General features: G+C 69.3%; 21 protein-coding genes and 2 pseudogenes. 10 read left to right on the top strand and 13 right to left on the bottom strand.

The annotated features are described in order from the left end of the window. Positions 1–134 precede the first annotated feature (134 nt). The 5 genes from K9S39_RS11020 to K9S39_RS11000 are packed head-to-tail and all read right to left on the bottom strand — an operon-like array spanning position 135 to position 4,675. Complete coding sequence (locus tag K9S39_RS11020) at positions 135–1,961, bottom strand: ABC transporter ATP-binding protein (protein ID WP_406707903.1); 1,827 nt, start codon at positions 1,959–1,961, stop codon at positions 135–137. After that, the gene (locus tag K9S39_RS11015; protein WP_248863182.1) at positions 1,958–2,392 is read right to left on the bottom strand and encodes a lasso peptide biosynthesis B2 protein; all 435 of its coding nucleotides are present in this window, start codon (positions 2,390–2,392) and stop codon (positions 1,958–1,960) included. The genes K9S39_RS11020 and K9S39_RS11015 overlap by 4 nt, the downstream gene beginning before the upstream one ends. Next, the gene (locus K9S39_RS11010) at positions 2,389–2,643 is read right to left on the bottom strand and encodes a lasso peptide biosynthesis PqqD family chaperone (protein ID WP_248863181.1); all 255 of its coding nucleotides are present in this window, start codon (positions 2,641–2,643) and stop codon (positions 2,389–2,391) included. Before K9S39_RS11010 ends, K9S39_RS11015 begins: the two co-directional genes overlap by 4 nt. Positions 2,644–2,687: 44 nt before the next feature. Then, positions 2,688–4,538, bottom strand: coding sequence for a lasso peptide isopeptide bond-forming cyclase (locus tag K9S39_RS11005; RefSeq protein WP_248863180.1), 1,851 nt, complete (start codon positions 4,536–4,538; stop codon positions 2,688–2,690). A gap of 26 nt (positions 4,539–4,564) precedes the next feature. Further along, positions 4,565–4,675: a keywimysin-related RiPP gene (locus K9S39_RS11000; RefSeq protein ID WP_248863179.1), complete on the bottom strand. Its 111-nt coding sequence runs from the start codon at positions 4,673–4,675 to the stop codon at positions 4,565–4,567. A 661-nt stretch (positions 4,676–5,336) separates the two neighbouring features. Here K9S39_RS11000 and K9S39_RS10995 point away from each other — a divergent pair. Beyond that, positions 5,337–5,669: pseudogene (locus K9S39_RS10995) on the top strand (transposase); the annotation flags it as partial. A gap of 48 nt (positions 5,670–5,717) precedes the next feature. Here K9S39_RS10995 and K9S39_RS10990 read toward each other — a convergent pair. Next, positions 5,718–6,207: pseudogene (locus tag K9S39_RS10990) on the bottom strand (transposase family protein); the annotation flags it as partial. 222 nt (positions 6,208–6,429) lie between these two features. On the opposite strand from K9S39_RS10990, the gene K9S39_RS10985 reads away from it, so the two are divergent. Then, positions 6,430–6,861 carry a hypothetical protein gene (locus tag K9S39_RS10985; protein WP_248863178.1) on the top strand — a complete coding sequence of 144 codons (432 nt, stop codon included), beginning with the start codon at positions 6,430–6,432 and terminating at the stop codon, positions 6,859–6,861. A gap of 209 nt (positions 6,862–7,070) precedes the next feature. On the opposite strand, the gene K9S39_RS10980 is transcribed toward K9S39_RS10985, so the two are convergent. From K9S39_RS10980 to K9S39_RS10970, 4 genes are all read right to left on the bottom strand, one after another. After that, positions 7,071–8,300, bottom strand: a complete 1,230-nt coding sequence (locus K9S39_RS10980; protein ID WP_248868681.1) for an IS110 family RNA-guided transposase — start codon at positions 8,298–8,300, stop codon at positions 7,071–7,073. 109 nt (positions 8,301–8,409) lie between these two features. Next, on the bottom strand, positions 8,410–9,255 hold the full coding sequence (locus K9S39_RS42960) for a DUF317 domain-containing protein (protein WP_406707902.1): 846 nt from the start codon (positions 9,253–9,255) through the stop codon (positions 8,410–8,412). A gap of 282 nt (positions 9,256–9,537) precedes the next feature. Next, positions 9,538–10,005: a DnaB-like helicase N-terminal domain-containing protein gene (locus K9S39_RS10975; RefSeq protein WP_248863177.1), complete on the bottom strand. Its 468-nt coding sequence runs from the start codon at positions 10,003–10,005 to the stop codon at positions 9,538–9,540. Further along, the gene (locus tag K9S39_RS10970) at positions 10,005–10,304 is read right to left on the bottom strand and encodes a hypothetical protein (protein ID WP_248863176.1); all 300 of its coding nucleotides are present in this window, start codon (positions 10,302–10,304) and stop codon (positions 10,005–10,007) included. Before K9S39_RS10970 ends, K9S39_RS10975 begins: the two co-directional genes overlap by 1 nt. Before the next feature lie 355 nt (positions 10,305–10,659). Here K9S39_RS10970 and pcaDC point away from each other — a divergent pair, with 355 nt between their 5' ends. The 3 genes from pcaDC (at position 10,660) to K9S39_RS10955 (ending at position 13,764) form a co-directional block, all read left to right on the top strand. After that, complete coding sequence (gene pcaDC, locus K9S39_RS10965) at positions 10,660–11,943, top strand: bifunctional 3-oxoadipate enol-lactonase/4-carboxymuconolactone decarboxylase PcaDC (RefSeq protein ID WP_248863175.1); 1,284 nt, start codon at positions 10,660–10,662, stop codon at positions 11,941–11,943. 372 nt (positions 11,944–12,315) lie between these two features. After that, complete coding sequence (locus K9S39_RS10960; protein ID WP_248863174.1) at positions 12,316–12,954, top strand: MBL fold metallo-hydrolase; 639 nt, start codon at positions 12,316–12,318, stop codon at positions 12,952–12,954. Between the two features lie 30 nt (positions 12,955–12,984). Next, positions 12,985–13,764 (top strand): exodeoxyribonuclease III, encoded by a 780-nt coding sequence (locus K9S39_RS10955; RefSeq protein ID WP_248863173.1) that lies wholly within the window; start codon positions 12,985–12,987, stop codon positions 13,762–13,764. Positions 13,765–14,009: 245 nt separating this feature from the next. Here the strand turns inward: K9S39_RS10955 and K9S39_RS10950 are convergent, their stop codons facing one another. Next, the gene (locus K9S39_RS10950) at positions 14,010–15,992 is read right to left on the bottom strand and encodes an SGNH/GDSL hydrolase family protein (protein ID WP_248863172.1); all 1,983 of its coding nucleotides are present in this window, start codon (positions 15,990–15,992) and stop codon (positions 14,010–14,012) included. A gap of 265 nt (positions 15,993–16,257) precedes the next feature. Here K9S39_RS10950 and K9S39_RS10945 point away from each other — a divergent pair, with 265 nt between their 5' ends. The 5 genes from K9S39_RS10945 (at position 16,258) to K9S39_RS10925 (ending at position 20,105) form a co-directional block, all read left to right on the top strand. After that, positions 16,258–16,698 carry a DUF6278 family protein gene (locus tag K9S39_RS10945; protein WP_248863171.1) on the top strand — a complete coding sequence of 147 codons (441 nt, stop codon included), beginning with the start codon at positions 16,258–16,260 and terminating at the stop codon, positions 16,696–16,698. Positions 16,699–16,898: 200 nt separating this feature from the next. Continuing rightward, positions 16,899–17,642: an amino acid ABC transporter ATP-binding protein gene (locus tag K9S39_RS10940; protein ID WP_248863170.1), complete on the top strand. Its 744-nt coding sequence runs from the start codon at positions 16,899–16,901 to the stop codon at positions 17,640–17,642. Positions 17,643–17,652: 10 nt separating this feature from the next. After that, entirely contained in the window at positions 17,653–18,576 is a 924-nt protein-coding gene (locus tag K9S39_RS10935) for a glutamate ABC transporter substrate-binding protein (RefSeq protein WP_248863169.1), read from the top strand. A gap of 18 nt (positions 18,577–18,594) precedes the next feature. Beyond that, positions 18,595–19,239 (top strand): amino acid ABC transporter permease, encoded by a 645-nt coding sequence (locus K9S39_RS10930; RefSeq protein ID WP_248863168.1) that lies wholly within the window; start codon positions 18,595–18,597, stop codon positions 19,237–19,239. Beyond that, on the top strand, positions 19,236–20,105 hold the full coding sequence (locus K9S39_RS10925) for an amino acid ABC transporter permease (RefSeq protein WP_248863167.1): 870 nt from the start codon (positions 19,236–19,238) through the stop codon (positions 20,103–20,105). Before K9S39_RS10930 ends, K9S39_RS10925 begins: the two co-directional genes overlap by 4 nt. Before the next feature lie 28 nt (positions 20,106–20,133). Here K9S39_RS10925 and K9S39_RS10920 read toward each other — a convergent pair whose 3' ends face one another. Together K9S39_RS10920 and K9S39_RS10915 are read right to left on the bottom strand one after the other, a co-directional pair. Further along, positions 20,134–20,586 carry a hypothetical protein gene (locus K9S39_RS10920; RefSeq protein WP_248863166.1) on the bottom strand — a complete coding sequence of 151 codons (453 nt, stop codon included), beginning with the start codon at positions 20,584–20,586 and terminating at the stop codon, positions 20,134–20,136. Positions 20,587–20,769: 183 nt separating this feature from the next. Further along, on the bottom strand, positions 20,770–22,371 hold the full coding sequence (locus tag K9S39_RS10915; protein ID WP_248863165.1) for an alpha/beta fold hydrolase: 1,602 nt from the start codon (positions 22,369–22,371) through the stop codon (positions 20,770–20,772). Positions 22,372–22,387 lie beyond the last annotated feature (16 nt).

Raw genomic sequence — 22,387 nt, 5'->3', positions numbered from 1 at the left:
TCTCTGTAGAGCTGTGGGCACCGCAGGAACCCACGATGCGCTGACCGGGCGGGGTATGAGCGGCGATGCGGTCTTTCTCCCGGTGCGAAGCGACGAAGATCACCAGTGGCGCAAGGTGTGTGCCCGCTCTGAGGTCAGTGAAGCCGCATCGCCCCGCGCCCGTTCGTGCCCTGTGTCCGCAGCGCCTGCCCCGACGCCAGTTCCCGGTAGGCGGCACTGGTCGTCAGGAGGTCCTCGTGGCGGCCCGAGGCGATGGCGCGGCCTGCTTCCAGCAGGATGATTTGGTCGGCGTTCTGGACCGTGGAGAGGCGGTGGGCGATGACCAGGAGGGCGCATTGGCGGGTGACGTCCTGGAGCACGTGGCTGAGTGCCGCTTCGTTGATGGCGTCCAGGTGGGAGGTGGGCTCGTCCAGGAGGAGGAGGGAGGGGCGGGTGAGGAGGGCCCGTGCGAGGGCCACGCGTTGGCGTTCTCCCGCCGAGAGGGTGTTGCCCCGTTCGCCCACGGTGCCGTCCAGACCGCCCGGCAGGCGGTTGACCACGTCGGTGAGGTTGGCGAGTTCCACCGCCCTCTGGACCTCGGCCGGGCTCGCCGTGGGCGCCGCGTAAGTGATGTTGTCCCAGAGCGAGCCGTGGACGACATGGGTGTTCTGGTCGACGACGGCGATGCGCGCCCGGCACTCCTTGCGGCCCAGTTCGGCCGCCGGGCGCCCGTCGAACCGGAGCGTGCCGGAGTCCGGCTCGTAGAAGCGCGCGATCAGGGCGAAGATCGTGCTCTTTCCGGCGCCTGACCTGCCGACCAGGGCAACCTGCCGACGAGGCGGCACGGTCAGGGAGATGCCTTGGAGGACCGGGCGGCAGGGGCGGTAGCCGAACCACACGTCGTCCAGGGCGAGGGCGGGCTCCGGCGCGGCCGGGGCGGGCCGTGGGGAGCAGCGGGCGGGCGCCTGCCGTGCCGGCGGCTCCGGTTCCGCGGGCTCCGCCTGCAGGGCGAGCGCCTCGTCGATGCGCTGGAAGGCTCCCATGCCCCGCTGTACCAGGCCGACCGCCCGGAACACCGACGACAGCGGCACCACCAGGTAGGTGGCGTAGAGCATGAAGGCGACGAGGTCGCCGAGCGTGTTGGCGTTCCCGTTCACCCGTAGGCCGCCGATGACCAGGACGAGCAGGAACGAGCCGTGCACGGCGAGTTCGACCGCGGGGCTCAGCACGGATGACAGTCGCGCGGTGCGCACGCCTGCGCTGTACGCCGTGTCGATACACCTCCCCATCCGCTCGGCCTCCCGCTCCTCGGCCCGGTGCACCCGCACCATTGGGAGTGCGCCCAGCGCCCGTTCCAGTTCGGCGGCGACCGTCCCGATGGCTCCTTGCATGTGCTCGGCGGCGGTGCGCAGTCCGGTCAGCAGCGAGGCCATCACGCTGACCGCCGCGACGACGGTCAGCGTCACCAGGAGCAGCAGCAGCGGGTCGATCCACAGCATCAGCGCCACGGCTCCCAGGGCGACGAGGGAGCCGGTCATCAGGTCCACCAGTGCTTGTGAGACGACCTCGCGCAGGAGGGAGGTGTCGGTGGTGACCCGGGAAATCAGATCGCCGGTGCGGTGCCTGTCGTACTCCCTCATCTCCAGGCGCAGCAACCGGCTGACCAGACTGCTGCGCAGGCCGCGGACGACCCTTTCTCCCATGCGTTCCAGGACGAACCGGCCGACTGCGCCCGTCGCCGCTTCGGCGACGAAGAGGGCCGCGAGGACCAGCACAGGCCCCACGACGTGGCCGTGGGCGCTCGCGTCCACAATGGTCTTGGCGAGCAGCGGCTGGGCCAGCCCGAGGGCGGATCCCCCCAAGGTGAGCACCGAGGCGACGGTCATCGACGACCTGTGTCCGGCGGTGAGCCGGAACATGGCGGCGATCGCGCCCCGCACCGACGGGCCGTCCGCACGCGCGGCCGCGGCCTTCCCGCTCACCGAGTCGCCCGCCGTACCGGAGGGACGGTCAGCAGGCGGTTGAAGTAGTCGTCCGGTACTCCTTCGCCCACCAGCCGGCCGTCGATCTCCACCCAGGCGTGTGCCATGAACGGGGGCACCTTGCCCACCCCGGTGCACCAGGTCGGCCAGGTTCCCCCGAGCCGGCACAGCAGCGCGGTGCCCAGGGAGCGCGGAAGGCAGCCGCGGGGGCCGGCACACAGAAGGCTGACGGCGCACATCGCGTCCCGTGCGGACTTGGCCTGTGCGGCGGAGGCGGGCGCCGCACCGTGGCGTACGGCTTCGAGCACCGCCCGGATCCGGCGCGGGGGCAGGAAGGACAGAAGAACGGCGGCGATGAAGACGAGCCGCGCGACCAGCCGCCGGGCAAGCGGGACACCCGTAGGCCGCGTCAGCGCACTCGGTGTCGTCATGCGGTCAGCCCCGAGGTCCGCAGCGACTCGATGAGTGCCGCGACGTCTTGCGTGGCCTGGGAGCGGTCGATGTCGAACTCGGCGATGACCGCGTCGACGGCGTCCGCTTCCTCGCCGCCTTCGAGCAGTGTCCGGACCACCAGCGTGCCGGTGGGGTTGAGCTCCCAGTAGTGACCGTTCCGCTGGTCGAGCAGAACGGTGCCGTAATCGGTCTCCGCAGTGGTGATGTCAGAGGCGAAACGCAGTGCCATATGGGGAGTCCTCTTCTGCCGTAAGCCGGCGAACCCTTGAGCTTTCAGCCGCTGGAAACCTCTCGCCTCTTACGCGAAAGGCTTCGCAGCCAGACTTCGCAGGCGATCGTCGAATACAAGTTCCCCTCATTCAGACCGGGTGTGGACGGCCGCCGGGCCAGCTCCATCAATGCACGGCCGTCCACCAGGCCGAGCCGGGCCAGGTGCGAGTCCTCCCACAACTCCATGAGATCGCCGCGTCGTTCGCGCAACCCGTTGGTGGCGTCCATGGACGCCTGCGCTTTGTTGGCGCGCTCCAGGCACACGTCCGGCACGATCTGCCGCATGGCGGCGGTCAGCAGGGGCTTGTACGCCCAGGGCGTGACGCGCTCGACGGGGTTGACGGCCAGGCACGCCTCGATCACCCGGTCGTCGAAGAACGGTGAGGCCATGGGCACGCCCGCGCGGGCGGCCATCCGGTCCCACTGCCGGACGATCCTCGTGCAGACGCGGATCTGCTCGAGGTCGGCGTGCATGCCCCGGTCGGGGTGGAGCGGTTGGGCGCTCTCGGCCGCGTCGCGCAGGGCCCGCCCGACGATGCGTGCCGTCTCGGGGGTGATCCAGTCGAACAGGCGCGGTGGTGACCCCCAGCCGAGGGTCCCGCTGACGGGCGGTGCCTTCGCTTCGCGCAGCTGTCGGCCGGCGTGCGCGAGCCACTGGCCGTACGACCGGGAGTCGGCCAGGGCGCGCGCGGTGGCGCCCAGCGGCCAGTGGAACAGGGTCCGGAAGCCGCGCAGGTGCCGGAGGGCGAGCAGCGGGCGGGTACGGATGAGCCGGTGGTAATAGGCTTCGGAGCACCACGCGACGTGGTCGCCTCCGATGCCGGTGAGATGCAGCCGACTGCCTCGTTGCCCCAGCGCCGGCAAGTGGTGCAGGACGCGTGACCGGTCCATGACGCCGATGGTCGGCTCGTCGATGAGGTCGTCGACCGCCAGCAGGTCGTCGTACACCAGCGGGGATTCGTCGGCGTCCCAGATCACGTGCTCGACGTCCGGGAGGAAGCCGGCGGCCTTCTGCGCCCAGTACAGGTCGGAGTCGGCGGGGTCGCGGCCGGGCCAGGTGCTGGCCACCACATGGGCCGGTGACCGCGCTGCCAGGAAGCAGACGGAGGTGGAGTCCAGACCGCCGGACAGGTCGCAACTGACCACGCCGCCCGCGCTCGTACGGGCATCGACGGCATCCGACAGCGCCTCCCGCACCAGGGGCGCGTTCTCGGCCAGGGAGCGCACCGGGTCGGGCGGAGTCCACCAGCGCGAGTGCCGAGCCGTCCGCCCGTCCGGCGCGACGATCAGCGCGTCCTCGGGCGGCACGGCCGTCACGCCGCGCCAGAGCGAAGTCTCCGACAGCGGGTAGGGCGCCGGCCACAACAGCCGTACGGCCAGCCGTTCTTCGTCCGGCTCCTCGCCGATCGCGGCGGCGAGCTCATCGGCACTGGTGGCGGCAACCCGCACGCCGTCGACGGCCGCGTGGAAGACGAGGCGCAGACCGGACGCGGTCCCCTGCACGCGCTGCCGTCCGTCGAGCGCGGCGACGAGGTGGAAGCTGCCGGAGAGCCTTCGGGCCAGTGCGTCGAGTTCGGTGAGGTCCCGTAACCGGCTTGCGTACCCCTTGAGTTCGTCCGGGCCGACCGGGCAGCAACCCACCACGGCGATGGCGGCCCACCCGGCGTGCGCGGTAACGATTTCCTGGTCGCTCCACCGGCCGACCAGCCACGGCCGGCCCGAGGGATGCGCCAGAGTCCTGGCTTCTGGACGGCGGAAGGAGCGGGCCGCGGCGACCGCGTCCGCGCAGTCCGGAAGGACCGCGAAGTGCGCGTCACCGGGGCCCACTCCCCCCGTCTCATACGACGTAGGCATGGCGTCGATTCCGTGCGCCGATTGCCTTAGTTCTTGCTGAAGATCAGACGGTCGTTGCCGTTGCGCTGCAAGAGACCGGTCCGCTTACGGAACGTGCCGAGCCGGACGAGGGTCGGGGCTTCGTACGCCTTCTTCATGACGTCTCCTCAGTGATCTTTGGTGTACCTGTCACCCTGGCCGAACCGAGAATTGACATGCACTGATCCCGGCGCAGTCGTGATCGACACAATCACCTGTCACATGCCAGGGACTTGATCGAATGGAAATACTAGCACCGCATCTGCTCTATGCGGCAAGCCCGCATAGGAAATAAATACAGTCGCATCAAATTCAATGTCCGGGCCGTGAACGGCTGATGCCGGAAGTGGTTACTGTTTCCCGTGAGTGAGCGACACTCTCATACCGAGGCACCAAAATGCGGCAATGTGTGCGACTGGTGAATTGATGTTCGGTGCAATTCCGCCGCGGTCCGGCCTAACGACGTCGTCGGCTATTGAAGATCGGGTGTGCTGGCCTGGGGGTTTGGCTGGTGGGTGATACAGCAGACCGTCACGCTGACGGGCACGAGTTCGGTGCTCGTGTTGCGTCGGGTGGTCCGCTGGGCGGCGCGGTCGGAGACCAGGCCGGCGATGGCCCGTTGGGTGGCGGGGTGGTGTTCGCGGCGTCCGAGGAAGCGTTGCAGTGGGCGCCACTTTTTGTGTTCGGGGTTGGCGTGTTCGACGCAGATCCGCGCGGAGGACTGGCGCCGCCGCTCGCGCCAGGCGTACTGCTCGCCCAGCGGGGCGTCCTCCTTCGGCTTCTATGGACGCCTTTGGCACCTCCGGCCGTTTGGCCGGCGTCGCAGGGCTGGCCCCCGTGCCCCGGGACTCCGGGCGTATCAGCGGAAACCTGCACCGACCACGCCGCTACAGTCGCCGACTGCTGCGGGTCTTCTACCTGTCTGCTCAGGTCGCGGCCCGCAGCTGCCCTGTTTCCAAGCGGTTCTACGACCGTAAACGCAGCGAAGGCAAAGGACACAAGCAGGCACTCCTCGCCCTCGCCAGGCTTCGGCTCAACGTCCTGTGGGCGCTCATACGCGACGGGCGCCCCTTCGAGAGCGCTCCGCCTCAAACAGATGCCGCAGCAGCATGACCCCCTCACGGAGAGCCACTTCCCCGGCTTGACAAGTCCATTGGGAATCTGCTTCTTCTTCCCGGAGACGAACGCGCAACGGCCAGGACGGTGGGCCTTCGGGTGGCGGACTTGGGTTTCGGTGCCGTCGATCCGCAGCTTCACGCCCTCCGCCTCCGCGTAGGCGAACGCATCGGCCAGTGTCCGCAGCCGAACTCCTGGCCGGTCAGGGGCAGCGAACCCGCGGTCGGCCAGCAGCGGACGGATTGCGCCGATGACCCCGGTGACGGTGGAACGGCCCACGCCCTACAGCTCGGCGAGCGCGGCGTGCGGGAGCCTGGGTGCGCAGGTGGGCCAGGGTGACCAGCACCGGGTCGGTGAACACCAGCTCGTGCTTGCGGCCGGCCCCGGCCTGTCGGCGACGATCCCCACCACACCACTCGCGCAGCTCGGACTCCCGCCGGGCCTGCCATGGGGCAGCCAACTCCTCGATCAAACCGCCGAGATGTGCACGGGAGACACCAGTAAAGGCAGGATGGGACAAGGCCGCACGGCCCATTCCTTCGTCGTCACACACGAGGAACCCGGGCGGCCGCCTGCATGTCACGGCCACGGCCCCGATCTTCAATAGCCGACAACGTCGTAAGCCCGGATCCACCGGGTCACGGTCGGTCCAGTGCCTGGACATGAAAGTGGAGATGCGCTCTGACCTGGGAGAATAGGAGTTCTCTAGGTTTCTACTCGACCAGTTCGGAGGCGCATCTCCGGGATGCATTCTTCCATGTCGCCACATGCGGTGTCCGCAGCGTTCGATGACTCCAACCTGGTCGCGCACACCGGCCTGGTCCCCGTGATGCGCCTCGCCGCGCGCGGGCAGCTGTCGGAGCTCGTCCGCGAGACCGTACGCATCGACGGTGCGGACAACAGCGGCAGGACGAACCCGGCGGCCAAGGTGACGTCGCTGATCGCGGCGATGTGTGCCGGCGCGGACAGCATCGAGGACGCCGACCGGCGGCGGCACGGCGCCATGCCGTTGCTCTTCGGCGGGATACGGGCCCCGTCGACGCTGGGAACGTTCCTGCGCTCCTTCACCCACGGCCATGCCTTGCAATTGCACGCCGTGCACCGCAGGTTCCTCAGCCAACTCGCCGCGCACACCCCGCTGCTGCCCGGTGCCGGCCAGATCACCTTCATTGAAGCTCCGCCATCTTGAAGTCGCTGGTCACGGGGCTGGTGTGAGCCGTTGATCGTGTTCTCGTGCTGGTCTGGGGCGGTTGTCCGGCGTCAAGATCGTCTGTCAGCGCGTGACTTCGAGGTTGGTCAGCACGAGGAGCGCACGCAACAGCGTGGTGGCGTGACGGACTTCCAGCTTCCAAGCGGAGCTTGGTGAGGATGCGCCAGACACCTCACGTTGCCGATGTGTCAAGCGGCATGGGCGAGTTCGGTGGGGAAAGCGGTGCGTTCGTCGAACAACTCGCGTCGTTGAAGGCAGTGGTAGAGCTGTCCGAGCATGCGGTTGAACAGGTTCCGCAGGGCGGCCGCGTGCCAGTCTCCGTGCTCGTCGCGGCGCCGACGATAGTGGGCCTTGGCCCCGGGCGATCCGTTGGGAGCGGAGAAGGCCCACGGGTATCCGGCGTGGCTGAGGCGGTCGTTCTTCACCCGCCGGCGCGTGATGCTCGACTTCTTGCCGGAGGCGCGGGTGATGGGCGAGGAGCCCGCGTATGCCTTCAGCCCGCGGGCGTCGGCGAAGCGGGTGCGGTCGTCCCCGATCTCAGCGAGCATCCGGGCGGCGAGCTGGATGCCGAGTCCGGGGAAGCTCAGCAGGATCTCGGCGTCCGGGTGCTGGGGGAACGCTTCTTCCACCGCCTTGGCGAGCTGGTCGGCGGCCGTGCAGGCGGCGTCGAGCTGGAGGAGGAGGGTGAGCCTCTGCTGGCCGAGGGCGTCTTCGACGAGCGGCGGCTGGTGGGCGCCCTTGGCGCGGAAGACGTCGCGGAGGCGGTCGGCTTCGGCCTCGATGCCGCGCTGGCGTCCGGCGCGCTTGAGGGTGGCCTGGAGTTGGCTGCGAGTCAGTCGCCTGGCCCGTGTCGGGGTCGGGGCGGTCTTGAGCAGTTCGCGTGCCTCGGGGCGGCACAGGCCGTTGGTCCAGGTAGCGAAGGCGTCCAGGGCGGCGGGGCAGTACTCGCGCAGCAGGGAGCGGAGCTGGTTGGCGGTCTGCTGCCGATTCCACAGCGCGTCCTGCTGGGCTCGGGCGAGGACGGCGATCGCCCGGCCGAGGTCGGAGTCGTCGGGCAGGGGCCGGTGGGCGTGTATGTCGGTGCGCAGGATGTTTGCCAGGACGAGGGCGTCGCCCGGGTCGGACTTCTTGCGCGTGACGCTGTGGCGGTCTCGGTAGCGTGCGGCGGCCAGCGGGTTGATCGCGTACACCTTCCGCTTCCCGGTCCGCAGCACGGCGACCAGCAGGCCGCGGGAAGTCTCGATGGCCACCGGGATCGGGCTATCCTCGGTGTCGCCGTGCTCGGCGAGCAGCTCCAGCAGCAGCTTGTAACCGGCAGCGTCGTCCGTGATGTGCCGCTTGGCCACCAGCATGCCGGTGTCGTCGACCAGGGTGACGTCGTGCGTGCGTTCAGCCCGGTCGATTCCGCAGTAGATCAGGGCAATTCCTTCCCGACGCTCTGGGGTTTGCGCTGGTCACGAGCGCATGCGGGCCACGCGTCGCACTAATCCCAGGCATCGACCGCGTTGCGGACGTACCTTCACCTCACTAGCCGTTCGTGGCACCAGCGCGCCTCACGGGCCCGGTCTGCGTGGGAGCTCGGACGGCTCGGGGTACCAAGAGGTCACCATGCGGCGGGCTCGCACCACCAACACCAACGAGTGGCAGAGGTGATGGATGTTGACGCGTCGGTGCTGGATGCCACCGATCTGGCGAGAGGCATCGAGGCCCGTTCTTCAGAAGGCATGCATCCAGCACTCGACTCGAACACCCCGGCGGGTGAGGGGGGCAGCTGGCAGGCGCCTGGGCGGATGGCGAAGTTTGCCTGCTGGCAGGACGTGGGTGGGGAGTTTGTCTTACGGATTGGCCGTGGGCGAGTTCGGCGGCGATGTCCTGCAGCAGCCCGGCCGGTGTGTGTGGGGAAAGTGCAGGGCCCAGGTGGATTGGTGGAGGGTGTTGCCGCCCTACATGGTCCAGGTCGGCAGCGGGCGTTGTGTTTCTGGGCGGCGAAGGCGTCGAACTGGACGCCGGCGGCGTTGTCGTCCGCCGGAGTCCACTGGATCCAACGTCCTTCGATTGTTTGCGGCCAGCCGGCGTCGGCCAGGGGGCGGGTGGCCTCGGCGATGGTCTTCTCCGTGACGTTGGTCCCCAGCCCGGTGGCCCACGGGTCTTCGCAGGCCACAGTGTCGAGGAGGGGGTGCCCACGATTTCTACGGGGGTGGCTGCGGTGGCGGTGGCGTGCCAGATGCGGTCGCTGACGGGGGATTCGTAGGCGGCGATGGTCCATTTCGTGTCACGGGATTCGGCGTCGTGGTCGAAGAGGACGCGCAGGGTGAGCGATTCGTCGTGGCGATGGTGGTGTTGTCGTCCTAGGTGCGCATTTCTCCCACCCAACCTGGCACTCGAAGAAGTCGCTCAGCAGCGCCTCGTGGTCGCCGGGGTCTGCGGCGTACACGGGGATGGTCTCCGTCTTCGACCGAGAGGGTTCGGACGATGTGTCGTGTGAGGGGATCGTGGTTGCTCCCGACGACGTGGTGGCCAGTGCCTTGGCCGCTTGAAGTTCGGTGGTGGTGGCGGGTGCAGGACCGGGGCGGACGGCGTCGCCGTTGAGGCGCTCGAATTCTGCGATGGCTTCGCCGGGGGTGTCATAGATCATGCCGACCGGAGCGGGGTGGTTCATCGGGTGGCTCGGGCTGCGGGCGCGGCGGTTGTGGGTGGCGGCCCAGCCCGGGTGGCCGCCGGGGTGCGCGATGCGTGCGGCCTCGTAGGGGGAGGGGGCGCGGTGGCGTGCTGCCAGCGGGTACGCAGGGAGGTCAGGTCGGCCAGGGCGCGGCGGCTGCCGGTGATCAGCTGATGGGGGGTGTTGGCGGGGTCGTCGGTGAACGCCTGGATCCGTACGGCGACGGTGTGGGCGCGGGCGAGCAGGGCGCGGTGCAAGACCTTCTCGCCCCAGTACTCGGGTGAGCCGGCCTGCGTCGAGACGAGAGTCATGAGGTCGGCCGGGGCGACGTCCTTGGTGAGGAGGCCGCGGTGCTGGGCCTCCCACCGCACGGTGACCGGATCGACGGGATCACCGCGGTGGACGAGCGAGGTCAGGCACTGCCAGAGGGCGGCGTGCAGGGGCAGGGCGAAGTCCTCGGGCATCAGCCACCGCATGTCTTTGAGCCCTGCGGGGTGCGCGTCGCGGTCGCGAGCAGTAGCCGTTCCTCGTCCAGGGCTTCCTCGCCGGTGTCCCGCGGAGGTGTCTGGGGCAGCACGGTGCGGGGAAGTGAGCCGGGGTGCGGGGCGAACTGGCCGGTGAGTTCCTCCAGGAACCCTCCAAGCGTGTCGGCCTGGGGGAGGGTAGTGGCGGCCGGGTTGGGCAAGGTGGTGTCGGTCGCGGTCTGGGCCAGGCGTTCGGCGTGCATGCGCAGCATCTGGCGGGCGTGATCGGCGTGGATCATCCGTGCGTACGTCGCCGCGTGCTTGGGCCAGGGGCAAACCTGGATGAGGGTGTGGAGGTGAGATGTGAGAGCGTGCAGGGCGTGGCGAGATACCGACGCGCACTCTCCAGTACCGCCTTGATGGGCCAGAAGACGCCCCGGTCCTGATCACGAGCAAGGCACCGCATCCGTACAGCGGATCATGGTGAGCTACGTCGAGTCGGGTCACCCGGTCGTCTACGCCGTCTCGACCGTGAGACTCTGACCTGCGCTTCCCCGCTTTGGGTGCGGCTGGCGGCCACGCCTTGGCCCCTCGTGTCGGCTCTTCCTGACCCGGGTGTCAGGACCGCGTCAGAGAGTTCGGTAGCGTGGCCGGGTGAGCGAGAAGACCCTGCAGCACCGGATCGATGGCCCCGACGATGCCCCCGTACTCGTACTGGGCGCCTCGCTCGGTACCACATGGCACATGTGGGACCGGCAGATTCCCGAGCTGACCCGCCACTGGCGCGTCATCCGTTTCGACCTGCCCGGTCACGGCGGCTCGCCCGCCCACCCGGCCTCGTCCATCGCCGAACTGGCCGACCGCCTGGTCACCACGCTCGACGGACTGGGTGTGGAGCGCTTCGGCTACGCCGGCTGCAGCATCGGCGGCGCCATCGGCACCCAGCTGGCCCTCACACGCCCGCACCGGGTCACCTCCCTGGCGCTGGTGTCCTCCTCGCCACGCTACGGAACCGCCGACGCCTGGCGGCAACGCGGTGTCGTCATCCGTACGAACGGGCTCGACCCGATCGCCCGCACCGCCCCCGAGCACTGGTTCACACCCGGCTTCGCGGGTGCCCAGCCGGCCATCGTCGAGTGGGCCGTCCAGATGGTGCGGACCACAGACCCCGGCTGCTACATCGCCGCCTGCGAGGCGCTCGCCTCGTACGACGTACGGTCCTCCCTCGGCCGGGTCGGTGTGCCCACGCTCGTCGTCGTCGGCTCCGAGGACCAGGTCACCCCGACCACCGACGCCCGTACCCTGGTCGCCGGCGTCCCGGACGCGAGCCTCGCGCTGGTGCCCGGCACCTCGCACCTCGCGCCCGTCGAACAGCCCGCGGCCGTCACCGAACTCCTCATCCGACACTTCACCACCGCCTGGCACGACAAGCCGGGCCCCGGTACGCCGGCCGCGATCGGCGCCGCCGCCCCCAAGCCGCAGATCGGGCCTCCGCCGCCCCCGCAGGAGGCCCCGGCCGCCATAGAGTCCGGCCTCGCCCAGCCGGAACACGCCCGTGGTGGCACGTACGAGCAGGGCATCAAGATCCGCCGCGAGGTGCTCGGCGACGCCCATGTCGACCGCGTCGAGGCCGCGTCCGACGCCTTCACCGGCGATTTCCAGGACTTCATCACCCGTTACGCCTGGGGCGAGACCTGGACCAGGCCCGGGCTGGACCGCCGCACCCGGAGCGTCATCACGCTCACCGCGCTGGTCGCCCGCGGCCACCAGGAAGAACTGGCGCTGCACACCCGCGCGGCGCTGCGCAACGGCCTCACTCCCATGGAGATCAAGGAGGTCCTGCTGCACACCGCGGTCTACTGCGGCGTCCCGGCCGCGAATTCTGCCTTCGCGGTGGCCCAGCGGGTGATACAGGAGGAGACGACGCCGGAGGGGTGAGGGGCGAGGGATGAGTGGGAAGGGGGAGCGGGAAGGGGTGAGCGGGGAGGGGCTTCTCTCGGGGCCCGGGGCGCTGGGGGCTTGACCCTCGCTCGCGCGGGGCTTGGCCCCGTTGCGCCTGCCCTCATTCGTGCGGGGACTGCTCTCGTTCGTGCGCCGCGCCCCTGGATTTTTCCCCGCCGCCCACCCCCCTTCGGGGGGTGGGCGGGTGTAGTGGTGTGGTTTCCGGCCGCGCCCGTAGTGGGCCCGGTTCCGGTCGGCGCCCGTAGCGACGCAGTTTCACGCGGCGCCGCGCGCCCCTGCCACCCCGTGCCCCCTCCCATCCCGCGCCCCGTGCCCCTCCCAACCCCCCGCGCCCGGCAAGATGGCCGTATGGAACTCACGAAGAAGACCCATGCCTGCGTCCGGTTCCGGAAGGACGGGCAGACGCTCGTCATCGACCCCGGTCTCTTCAGCGAGGAGGACGCGGCCGTCGGCGCGGACGCGATCCTGGTCACCCATGAGCACATGGACCACTTCGACGAGCAGCGGCTGCGGTCCGGCATGGAGGCCAATCCGGCCGCCGAGATCTGGACGCTGGCCAGCGTCGCCGAGCAGATCTCGGCCGCGTTCCCCGGCCGGGTGCACACCGTGGGGGAGGGGGACACCTTCACCGCAGCGGGCTTCGACATCGAGGTGCACGGACAGCTGCACGCCGTCATCCACCCCGACATCCCGCGCATCACCAACGTCGGATATCTCCTCGACGGAGCGGTCTTCCATCCGGGCGACGCGCTCACCGTCCCCGAGGGCCGCAGCGTCGACACGCTGCTGCTGCCGGTCCACGCCCCTTGGAACAAGGTCGCCGAGGTCATCGATTACGTCCGGGAGGTCGCGCCCCGCCGGGCCATCGACATCCACGACAGCCTGCTCCAGGACCACGCCCGGCCGGTCTACGACTCCATGATCGACAAACTGGGCGGGTCGGATCACGGCCGTCTCGCGCCCGGCACCACCACCGAACTCGGCTGACTGTCAGACCCTGGCTGTAGGTTTACGGATATGCGCATCGCGACCTGGAACGTCAATTCGATCACCGCCCGCCTCCCGAGGCTGCTGGCCTGGCTGGAGAGCACCGGCACGGACGTGCTGTGCATTCAGGAGACCAAGTGCTCGGCCGAGCAGTTCCCGCACGACGAGCTGCGCGAGCTGGGCTATGAAGCCGCCATCAACTGCAACGGCCGGTGGAACGGCGTTGCCCTCCTGTCCAAGGTGGGTCTGGAGGACGTCGTCTGCGGCCTGCCCGGCGGTCCGGACTACGACGGCGTGCAGGAGCCCCGCGCCATCGCGGTGACCTGCGGCCCGGCCCGCGTCTGGTCGGTGTACGTCCCCAATGGCCGCGAGGTCGGCCATGCGCACTACGCCTACAAGCTCAACTGGTTCGAGGCACTGAAGACGGCAGTCGCCCAGGACGCCGCAGGCTCCCGCCCCTTCGCGGTCCTCGGCGACTACAACGTGGCGCCGACCGACGAGGACGTCTGGGACCCCGCCGTCTTCGACGGCGCCACCCATGTCACCCCGGCCGAGCGCGCCGCGCTGTCCGCGCTCCGCGAGGCGGGCCTGACGGATGTGGTACCCCGCCCCCTCAAGTACGACCGCCCGTATACGTACTGGGACTACCGTCAGCTCGCCTTCCCCAGGAACAACGGCATGCGTATCGACCTGGTCTACGGCAACGAACCGTTCGCCAAGGCCGTCTCGGACGCCTTTGTCGACCGCGAGGAGCGCAAGGGCAAGGGTGCCTCGGACCATGCACCGGTGGTGGTGGATCTGGATGTTTAGGAGCGGTCCCGGACCGGGCCGGCCTGCCTTTCCGCAGCGGTCCCGGGCCGGGCCTGCCTATCCTCAGCAGCCCCTGCCCGGGCGCGGATGGCGGCCTGGGGTGTCCCGGGCCGGGCCCGTCCTCAGAGCCCCCCGTCCGGGTCGCGGATGACGGCTTGGCGACGGCCCTGGGCCTGCCTGTCGTCAGCGGCGCCCCGCCCGGGTCGGGGATGATGGCCTGTCTGCGGCCCCCGGTTCGCCCGTCCTCAGCTGTTTCGCTCCGGCGGCACCAGCGCCCTGAGGTCCACCGAGTCGCCGAGTGCCTTCAAGCCCGCGTCGCCGGGGTGGAGATGGTCGCCGCTGTCGTAGACGGGCAGCATCCGCTGGGGGCGCTGCGGATCGCGGAGTACGGCATCGAAGTCGAGCACCGCGTCGAAGACGCCGCCATGGGCACGGATGAAGGCGTTGACGGCCTGGCGGCGGGCTTCGACGGCGGGGGTGCAGTCGGGGTAGCCCTCGCAGGGCGCGATGGTGGCCGCCACGACCCGCAGGCCGCGTTCGTGTGCCCGCCGGGCGATGGCCCGCAGGCCGTCGATGACCTTGCCCGCCGCGGTGCCCCACCGCACATCGTTGATGCCCTCGAAGACGATGACGGTCCGCGCGGCGGGCTGCGCCAGTACATCCCGCTCCAGCCGGTGCTGGGCGCTGACCCCGCCGGTGTCCTTGCTGACCCCGTCGCCCTGATAGCGGTCGGTGACAATGCGGTTCGCCGAGATGCCGTGGTTGATCACGCCGTAGCGGGGGAGCCGGCTCTGTGCCTGGAAGCGGCGGGCGAGCACATCGGGCCAGCGCCGGTTCGCGCCGCTGGTCGACTTCACCCCGTCGGTGATCGAATCACCGAGTGCCACGACCGACCCCGGCCCTCCCTCGACATCGACGCCGGTCAGGAACGGCCAGAAGGACATGGTCTCCGGGTAGGCCGTGCCACCGCGGTCACCGGTGCGGTCGCCGCTCCCCGGAGCGCTCACATACGAGAGCTGGGTCGCCTTCTGGTGCACCGGCGCGGCCGTTACCGTCCCCGGCAGATGGATGCTCACCAGCAGAGTGGTACCGGCCGGGACGGTGAAGTCCACCGGGTCGCTGAACGCCTCGGCGCCTGCGGGGATGCGGGTCCCGGTGTGCCCCCGGCCGAAGGTCAGCGGCACCGGCGCGGCCTGGGCCGCCGCCCCCGAGTCCTGTACCGCCACGCTCGCCGCGCCTATGTCGACCGGCGCCGCCGCGAAGGTGTTCGCCAGCCGGATCCGCGCCCTCGGCCCGCCCGCACCGGTGTGCACGACGAGCCGCAGCGTACGGTCCTGCCACGGCCCGACCGCCCGGTAGCCGGCCGTGCTGGCCGCCCAACTCCCCGTCCTGCCCCGCTCGTTGACGCGTACCGATACTGCGAAGACATGCAGATCGCCTGCCGGGCCCGGGTCCGCGGGAAGCACCACCGATGTCACCTCGCGCCCGGCCCGCAGCGGTACGGTCACCGCGTACAGCCGGGCCGTCTCCGTGGTCTGCCCGCCTTCGCCGTTGATGTGCGGCAGTGCCACCGCCTTGGTGCTCAGGGGCCCCGACCGCCAGTCGGGCGCGGTCAGTTCGTAGCGGCTGCTGGAGCCGTCGCGATAGCGGACGGTACCCGTTCCGGAGACCGCCATGCCGCTTCCGGTGCGCGTCCCGGAGACCGAAGCGTCGCTCCCCCCGTCCGCGTCGCTCCCGCCATCCGGCCCGTTCCCGACCCCCGTGCCCGCGACCAGGAAGGTCAGCCCGTTGCCGCGCCCGGTCACCGTCACCGCCTGCCGGTCGGCCACCACATTGTCCGGGCTCCCGGCGGCCGAGCGCGGCCAGCCGAGCCGCGTTCCGTCGATCGTCAGTACGCTGCCCCGCGTCCAACCCGCCGCGGCCAGGTCCTGCGCCGACAGCGAACGGCCCGCACCGTCGAAGTCGGCGGCACCGGGCCGGGAGTCGTCGCTGATCGCCGTGTTGTCGAAGAAGCGCGCCAAGGGCTTCGAACCGGGCGGGTGTTGAGCCGATGGAGCCGATGGAGTCGATGGAATCGCTGAGGCGGAAGGGGCTGCCAAGGGCGTTGGGGCCGTCGGGACCGTCGGAGCCGCCGTGCCCGCTGCGGCGACCGCGGTGCCGCCCGGCAAACCGGCGGCGCAGAGCAGCAGCGTCAGGGTGCCGACCCCGAGACATCGTCGTACGCGCATGAACCGTTCCCTCCCGATGGCGTCAACAGGCAGGTGCTGAGCTGCGATCCGTCCGTTCCCGCGAGAGGTTGGGGGAGCTCTTGCGGATCCCACAGATCCGATCCGAGCGCCATGAAAGTAGGGAGGCCGACAGGGAGCGTCAAGGTGAACGGTCGGGGCACCGTGCAGTGTGATGGTCGGGTCGCCGTGCCGCGTGACGGGTCAGGTGACCGACCCGCCGCGCGCCTGTGGCCGCGCCCCCGGGGTGGGTGGGACCCTGCACACCATGAACATGTCTTTTCTGGACAAGTGGCGCAGGCGCCCGCGCGCGGACCATCCGGTGTCGCTCGCGGAGTCGGTGCGCGCCGACCCCGGAAGCGTCATCGAGCTGCTGTCCGAATGCGAGCTGCTGCGGGTCCAGGCCGCCGCCGCGGGAGTGGAACTGGACGATTCCGTACGGTCGTTGGAGGAACTGGACCAGCTGCGGCCGGTCTGGCGGGACGACCCCGAGGCGGTGCCCTGGCTCGGCAACGACGCGGGTCTCTACCTCGGCACCGTGCTGGTGCGTACGGTGGCCGGCGCCGTATGGCAGGTGTGGCCGCACGGGCAGCCGGTGGTCCGGCTGGCATCGGGACGGGAGATCGATGTGGTGCAGGCGGGGCATGACTGGGCCGATGTCGGGGCGCCCGAGCTGTCCCGGGTCTACGCCGAGTGCTCGGAGTGCTGACGCCGGCGAGAGAGGGATGCTGCGCTCCGCCGGGACGGGCATACGAGGCCGCATGAGCAACGATTCTCCTGACCGTGCCCGAACCCCTGGGCTTATCGCCGCACATAACCCTGTCTGTGCGTGTCAGTAGAAGTGCGTCCCTTTCCTGCCGGTAAGTTGCGGGCTCTCCGCTGTACGGATGAGAGTGGGCAGGTCTGCACATGGCCGGTGAGGCGCTGATCGAAATGCGCGGGGTCAACAAGTACTTCGGGCAACTCCATGTCCTCCAGGACATCAACCTCACCGTCGGCCGCGGGGAGGTGGTGGTGATCATCGGGCCCTCCGGAGGCGGCAAATCCACCCTGTGCCGGGCCATCAACCGCCTGGAGGCGATCGAGTCGGGCAGCATCACCCTGGCCGGCAAGCCGCTGCCCGAAGAGGGCCGGGCGCTGGCCCAGATGCGCGCCGACGTCGGCATGGTCTTCCAGACCTTCAACCTCTTCGCACACAAGACCGTGCTGGCCAATGTGATGCTGGCGCCGGTCAAGGTCCGTAAGAAGAGCAAGGACGAGGCCGCCCGGCGGGCCCGCGAACTCCTGGACCGGGTCGGGCTCGCATCCCAGGCCGACAAGTATCCGGCGCAGCTCTCCGGTGGCCAGCAGCAGCGCGTCGCCATCGCCCGTGCACTTGCCATGGACCCGCAGGCGCTGCTCTTCGACGAACCGACCTCCGCCCTCGACCCGGAGATGATCAACGAGGTGCTGGAGGTGATGCAGCAGCTCGCCCGGGAGGGGATGACCATGGTCGTGGTCACCCACGAGATGGGCTTCGCCCGCTCCGCCGCCAACCGTGTGGTGTTCATGGCCGACGGCCGCATCGTCGAGGACCGCACCCCCGAGGCCTTCTTCACCGCGCCGGAGAGCGACCGGGCGAGGGGCTTCCTCTCCAAGATCCTCAAGCACTGAAGGGGGCGCGATGCATCCCCACTTCACCCGCCTGCGCGTCGTCCTGGCGGCGGTCGCGCTCACCGCTCTCGTGCTGGCCGCCGGCTGTGGCCGGGAAGGCAGCCCGCCCGTCAAGGGTCCCAGAGGCAGCGACCTTCCCCGCTACACGGTTGCCGAGGACTTCCGGCTGCCCGAGTCGCCGACGTGGGTGAAGGCCGAAAAGCGCGGCCGTCTCGTCATCGGCGCCAAGGAGGACCAGCCCTACCTCGGCGAGAAGGACCCGGCGTCCGGCCGCTACACGGGCTTTGACATCGAGATCGCCAAGATGCTGGCCGCGTCGCTCGGATTCCCCCCGGAGGCGATCGAGTTCAAAACGATCGCCTCCGCCAACCGCGAGACCGCCCTGCAGAACGGCCAGATCGATTTCTACGTCGGCACCTACACCATCAACGAAAGGCGCAAGCAACTGGTGGGCTTCGCCGGCCCGTACTACATGGCCGGCCAGTCGCTGCTGGTCCGCGCCGACGAGGACGACATCAAAGGGCCCCAGGACCTGGCCGGCAAACGCGTCTGCTCGGCGGCCGGTTCGACCCCGTACCAGCGCATCCAGTCCGATTACCCCAGGGCGGTCCTGGTCGCCTACGACACCTACTCGGTGTGTGTGGACAACCTGCTGACCTATCAGGTCGAGGCGGTCACCACCGACGACGCGATCCTGCTGGGCTACGCCGCCAAGGCGCCCGACGAGCTGAAGGTGGTCGGCAAACCGTTCTCCCAGGAGCCGTACGGCATCGGGGTCCCGCGCAGCGACAACGCCCTGCGGTTCGCGCTGGACGACGCGCTGGTCGCGGACGAGAAGAACGGTGACTGGAAGAGGGCGTACGACGCGACGCTGGGCCTGTCCGGAGTGCCCGCACCGAAGCCGCCGCCGGTCGACCGCTATCCGGCGAGCTGAGGATCGAGGACCTGACCGATGAACGTTCTCCTCGACAACTTCTCCATCTACGGGGACGGGCTGCTGGGCACCGTCGAACTCACCGTCTACGCCTCGCTGCTGGCGCTCGGCCTCGGCTTCGTCATGGCGGCCTTCCGTGTCGCGCCGGTCCGGTCCCTGCGGGCCTTCGGCACGACCTGGGTGACGGTGCTGCGCAATACGCCGCTGACACTGCTGTTCTTCGGGGTGGTGCTGGGGCTGCCGCGCTTCGGAGTGGTGCTGCCCTTCAAACTGTTCGCCGTCCTCGCCCTGGGCTGCTACACTTCCGCCTTCATCTGCGAGGCGGTGCGCTCCGGCATCAACACGGTGCCGGTCGGACAGGGCGAGGCGGCCCGCAGCCTGGGCATGTCCTTCCCGCAGACCCTCGGCGATGTGGTGCTCCCGCAGGCGTTCCGGTCCGTCATCCCGCCCATCGGCTCCACGCTGATCGCGCTCGCGAAGAACTCCGCGATCGCCGGCTCCTTCAGCGTCGTCGAGCTGCTCGGTGTCTACAAGCCGCTCAACGAGCGGGGCTACAGCATCATCTGGAGCTTCATCTGGATCGCCGTCGGCTATCTGATCGTGACCCTGACCATCAGCGCGGTGTTCAACGTGCTGGAGAAGCGTTTCGGAGTCGCCCGATGACCACCGTCCTCTATGACATCCCGGGACCGAGGACCAGGCGGCGGCATCTCGTCTACGGGCTCGTCGCCAGCGCCGTGATCGTCGCCCTCATCGCCTGGGTCATCTATCTCCTCTTCGACACCGGCCAGTTCGTCGCCGAGAAATGGAGTCCCTTCACCTACGAGGGAATTCAGGAACTGCTGCTGCGCGGCCTGGGCAACACACTCAAGGCGTTCGGCTACGCGGCGGTGCTGTCGTTGGCGCTGGGCGCGGTGCTGGCGACCGGCCGGCTCTCCGAGCACCGGCTCATCCGCTGGGTGAGCACCCTGATGGTGGAGTTCTTCCGCGCGATGCCCGTACTCGTCATGATCTTCTTCATCTATGTGGCGCTGCAGGTCGAGCCGCTGTCCGCCCTGGTCGCGGGCCTGACCCTGTACAACGGTTCGGTGCTCGCCGAGGTCTTCCGCAGTGGCGTCAACTCCGTCGAACGCGGCCAGCGGGAGGCGGCGTACTCGCTCGGCATGCGCAAGACGCAGGTCATGACGCATGTCCTGGTGCCGCAGGGGGTGCGCGCGATGCTCCCGGCGATCATCAGTCAGCTGGTGGTCGCGCTCAAGGACACCTCTCTGGGCTTTCTGATCTCCTATGAGGAATTTCTGCACGCCGGCAAGCTGATCGCCGCCAACCTCAACTACGGACTGCCGTTCATCCCCGTCGTCATGGTCATCTCGCCGATCTACATCGGGATGTGCATGCTGCTCTCCCGGTTCGCCAACTGGGTCTCCAAGCGGCAGAAGCGCAGTCCCGAGGTCGAGGCGGTCGAGGTGGTGGCCGCTCCGGAACCGGGCCCACCGCTGCCGGGCGGGCACCAGCCGCCCACCGCCTGACGTCTTCAGGGGCCGGCCCGCGGCCCGCTCAGCGGATGCTGCGGGCGAGCCACGGGCTGAGCGCGCCGCGGAGGACCAGCTCCTTGTAGGTCTCATCGCCCGGCAGCGGCACGATCAGCCACTGGCCCGGCGGGAAGAAACGCGGCTTCACGTAGGCCAGTCCGCCGTACACGGACCGCAGAAACGCCGGCACCGAGTCCCGGGGAACGTCCGCGAACCCCACTCCGTCGACGGTGATCTTCGCATCGTCCTCCGGGAAGATCTGGACGGTGACGTCGGGCGACCCGCCCAGCTCGACGAACGCCTCGTGCGGCAGCGAGCCGTCCGGGTCCAGGGCGGTGAACGCCCCGGCCGCGGTACGGCGGGAGGTCTGATCCGCGCCGATGTCGTGGGTGACCGTCGGCTCCAGTTCGTACTCGTCAGCGACCGCGCGGATCGCGGTGACGGCGGCTTCGGTGGTCGGCAGATGCGGAGGGACCATGACGGCGATCATGCCTTATGGGGCACTTCATCCCGCCACCGGGTTCTTGGCGGCCACGGCCCGGACCCTTATGGTCCAGGCCGTGACGGACCCCCGTCGACCCATTCAGCCCATTCAGCCCATTCAGCCCATGTGCCCTACTCGACCTATTCGGTCCACTCAAGGCTGTTCGGCCTGTTCGGCCTATTCGCGCACCGGCACCGAGACATACGACGGATCGCTCGCCGGAGAGGAGAACGTCAGCCGGGCGCCATCCGGATTGTGCTCGATATACAGCGGATCGACGCTGTCCACGACCACCGCCAACCGGTGCCCGGCCGGGACGTCGTATGCCGTCGAGAACAGCTCCAGATCCACCCCGAACGGCTGGTTCGGGGTTTTGCCATGGAAGGTGAAGGGTGCGTGCGAGACCAGCCTGCCGAGGCCGAGCGGTCCCACGTCGTAGAGGTACGCGATACCGGTTCCGCTCTCCGCGGTGCCGGTCACGGTGGTGTGCAGGCGTGTGGTGCCACGTACCCGCTGCTGGGTCGCGTAGCGCTCGGACTGCCAGACGGCGGCCGCTGATCGGGGCAGCAGCGGGATCGAGGCCATGGGTGGCATCCTCAGGAACTGGTCCAGCATGCTGGAGAGGAAGATCAGCCCGCCGTTGGCACCGGAATCGATATTGGTGCGGATCCGCCGGGTGTCGTTCAGCGCGATCTTCCGGTGTGCGGACGGCACGTCCCGCCAGCTCTTGTACCCCTCGTACGCACCGGTGGAACGGGACTTGAGCAGCACCGGCGATTCACGGTCGACGCCGTTGTCCACGCCCTTGAGATAGTGGTCGAACCACCGCTTGGTATTGGTCCAGGTGTCATTGGGCAGCCCCAGCAGACCGGTGCCTTCGGCCGTCGCATGGTCACCGGGACGGAATTCCAGCCGCTTGGGTCCCTTCAGCTTCTCGTAGAAGTCGGCGTATTGGTTGGGCGGGAACAGCGAATCGCCCCATGCGTTGCCGAGCATGATCGCCGCGCCATTGGCGTTGATCCTGTCGAGATAGGTGGCGGGAGAGCGCTTCTTCCCCCAGGCGATCATCTCCTTTTCCTTGGACAGGTTCGAGGTGAGGAAATTCTTGAGGATTTCCTGGAGTTCGGCGCTGGGGCGGCCGGTCAGCGCACCGGCCCCACCGAGCAGCGCCGCCGCCTGGAGATGCTGGGTACGGCCGCTGTAGATCGAGTCGATGAGGTCGCCCCAGCCGCTCAGCGCCGCGACCGCCTTGATCCGCTTGTCGAACGCGGACGCCAGCAGGCTGATGCCGGCGCCGTAGGAGACTCCGCCCATGCCGATCTTCTGTGGATCGGCCGGCGTGTGGGCCAGCGTCCAGTCGATGACCTTCGACGCGTCGGCGATGTCCTTCGGGCCGGCCGTCTCGATCCGGCCACCGGACTGCCAGAAGCCGCGCGAGTTGTATTCAACGACCACATAGCCCGCGTTGGCCAGCTTCTCGGCCTGCGCCAGGTACTCGACCTGTGGCAACGCCCAGCTGGTGGGCAGCACGATGACCGGGTAGCGCCGGGTTCCGTCGGCGCCGGCCGGCGTGACGACATTCGCCTTGAGGGTGGTGCCGCCATCGCCCTTGATGTCGACGAATTTCACGGATGTGGTGCCGGTGGACATTGCTGACGTGGGGGTTGCCGCCGTGGTGGCGTCGGCGGTCGCCGGTGCGCCGGTGAGAACCGTGGTAGCGAGCACCGCTGCCGAGACGGTGCCGATCGCGGCGCGCAAGGTCGTGCGGGAGGGCGTCATCTTCTGCTCCAGATCT

Source organism: Streptomyces halobius (assembly GCF_023277745.1).
In the GTDB taxonomy this organism is placed as follows: Bacteria; Actinomycetota; Actinomycetes; order Streptomycetales; family Streptomycetaceae; genus Streptomyces; species Streptomyces halobius.
Note: the sequence above shows the minus strand (reverse complement) of the source record. Positions and strands in the feature narration are given on the sequence as shown.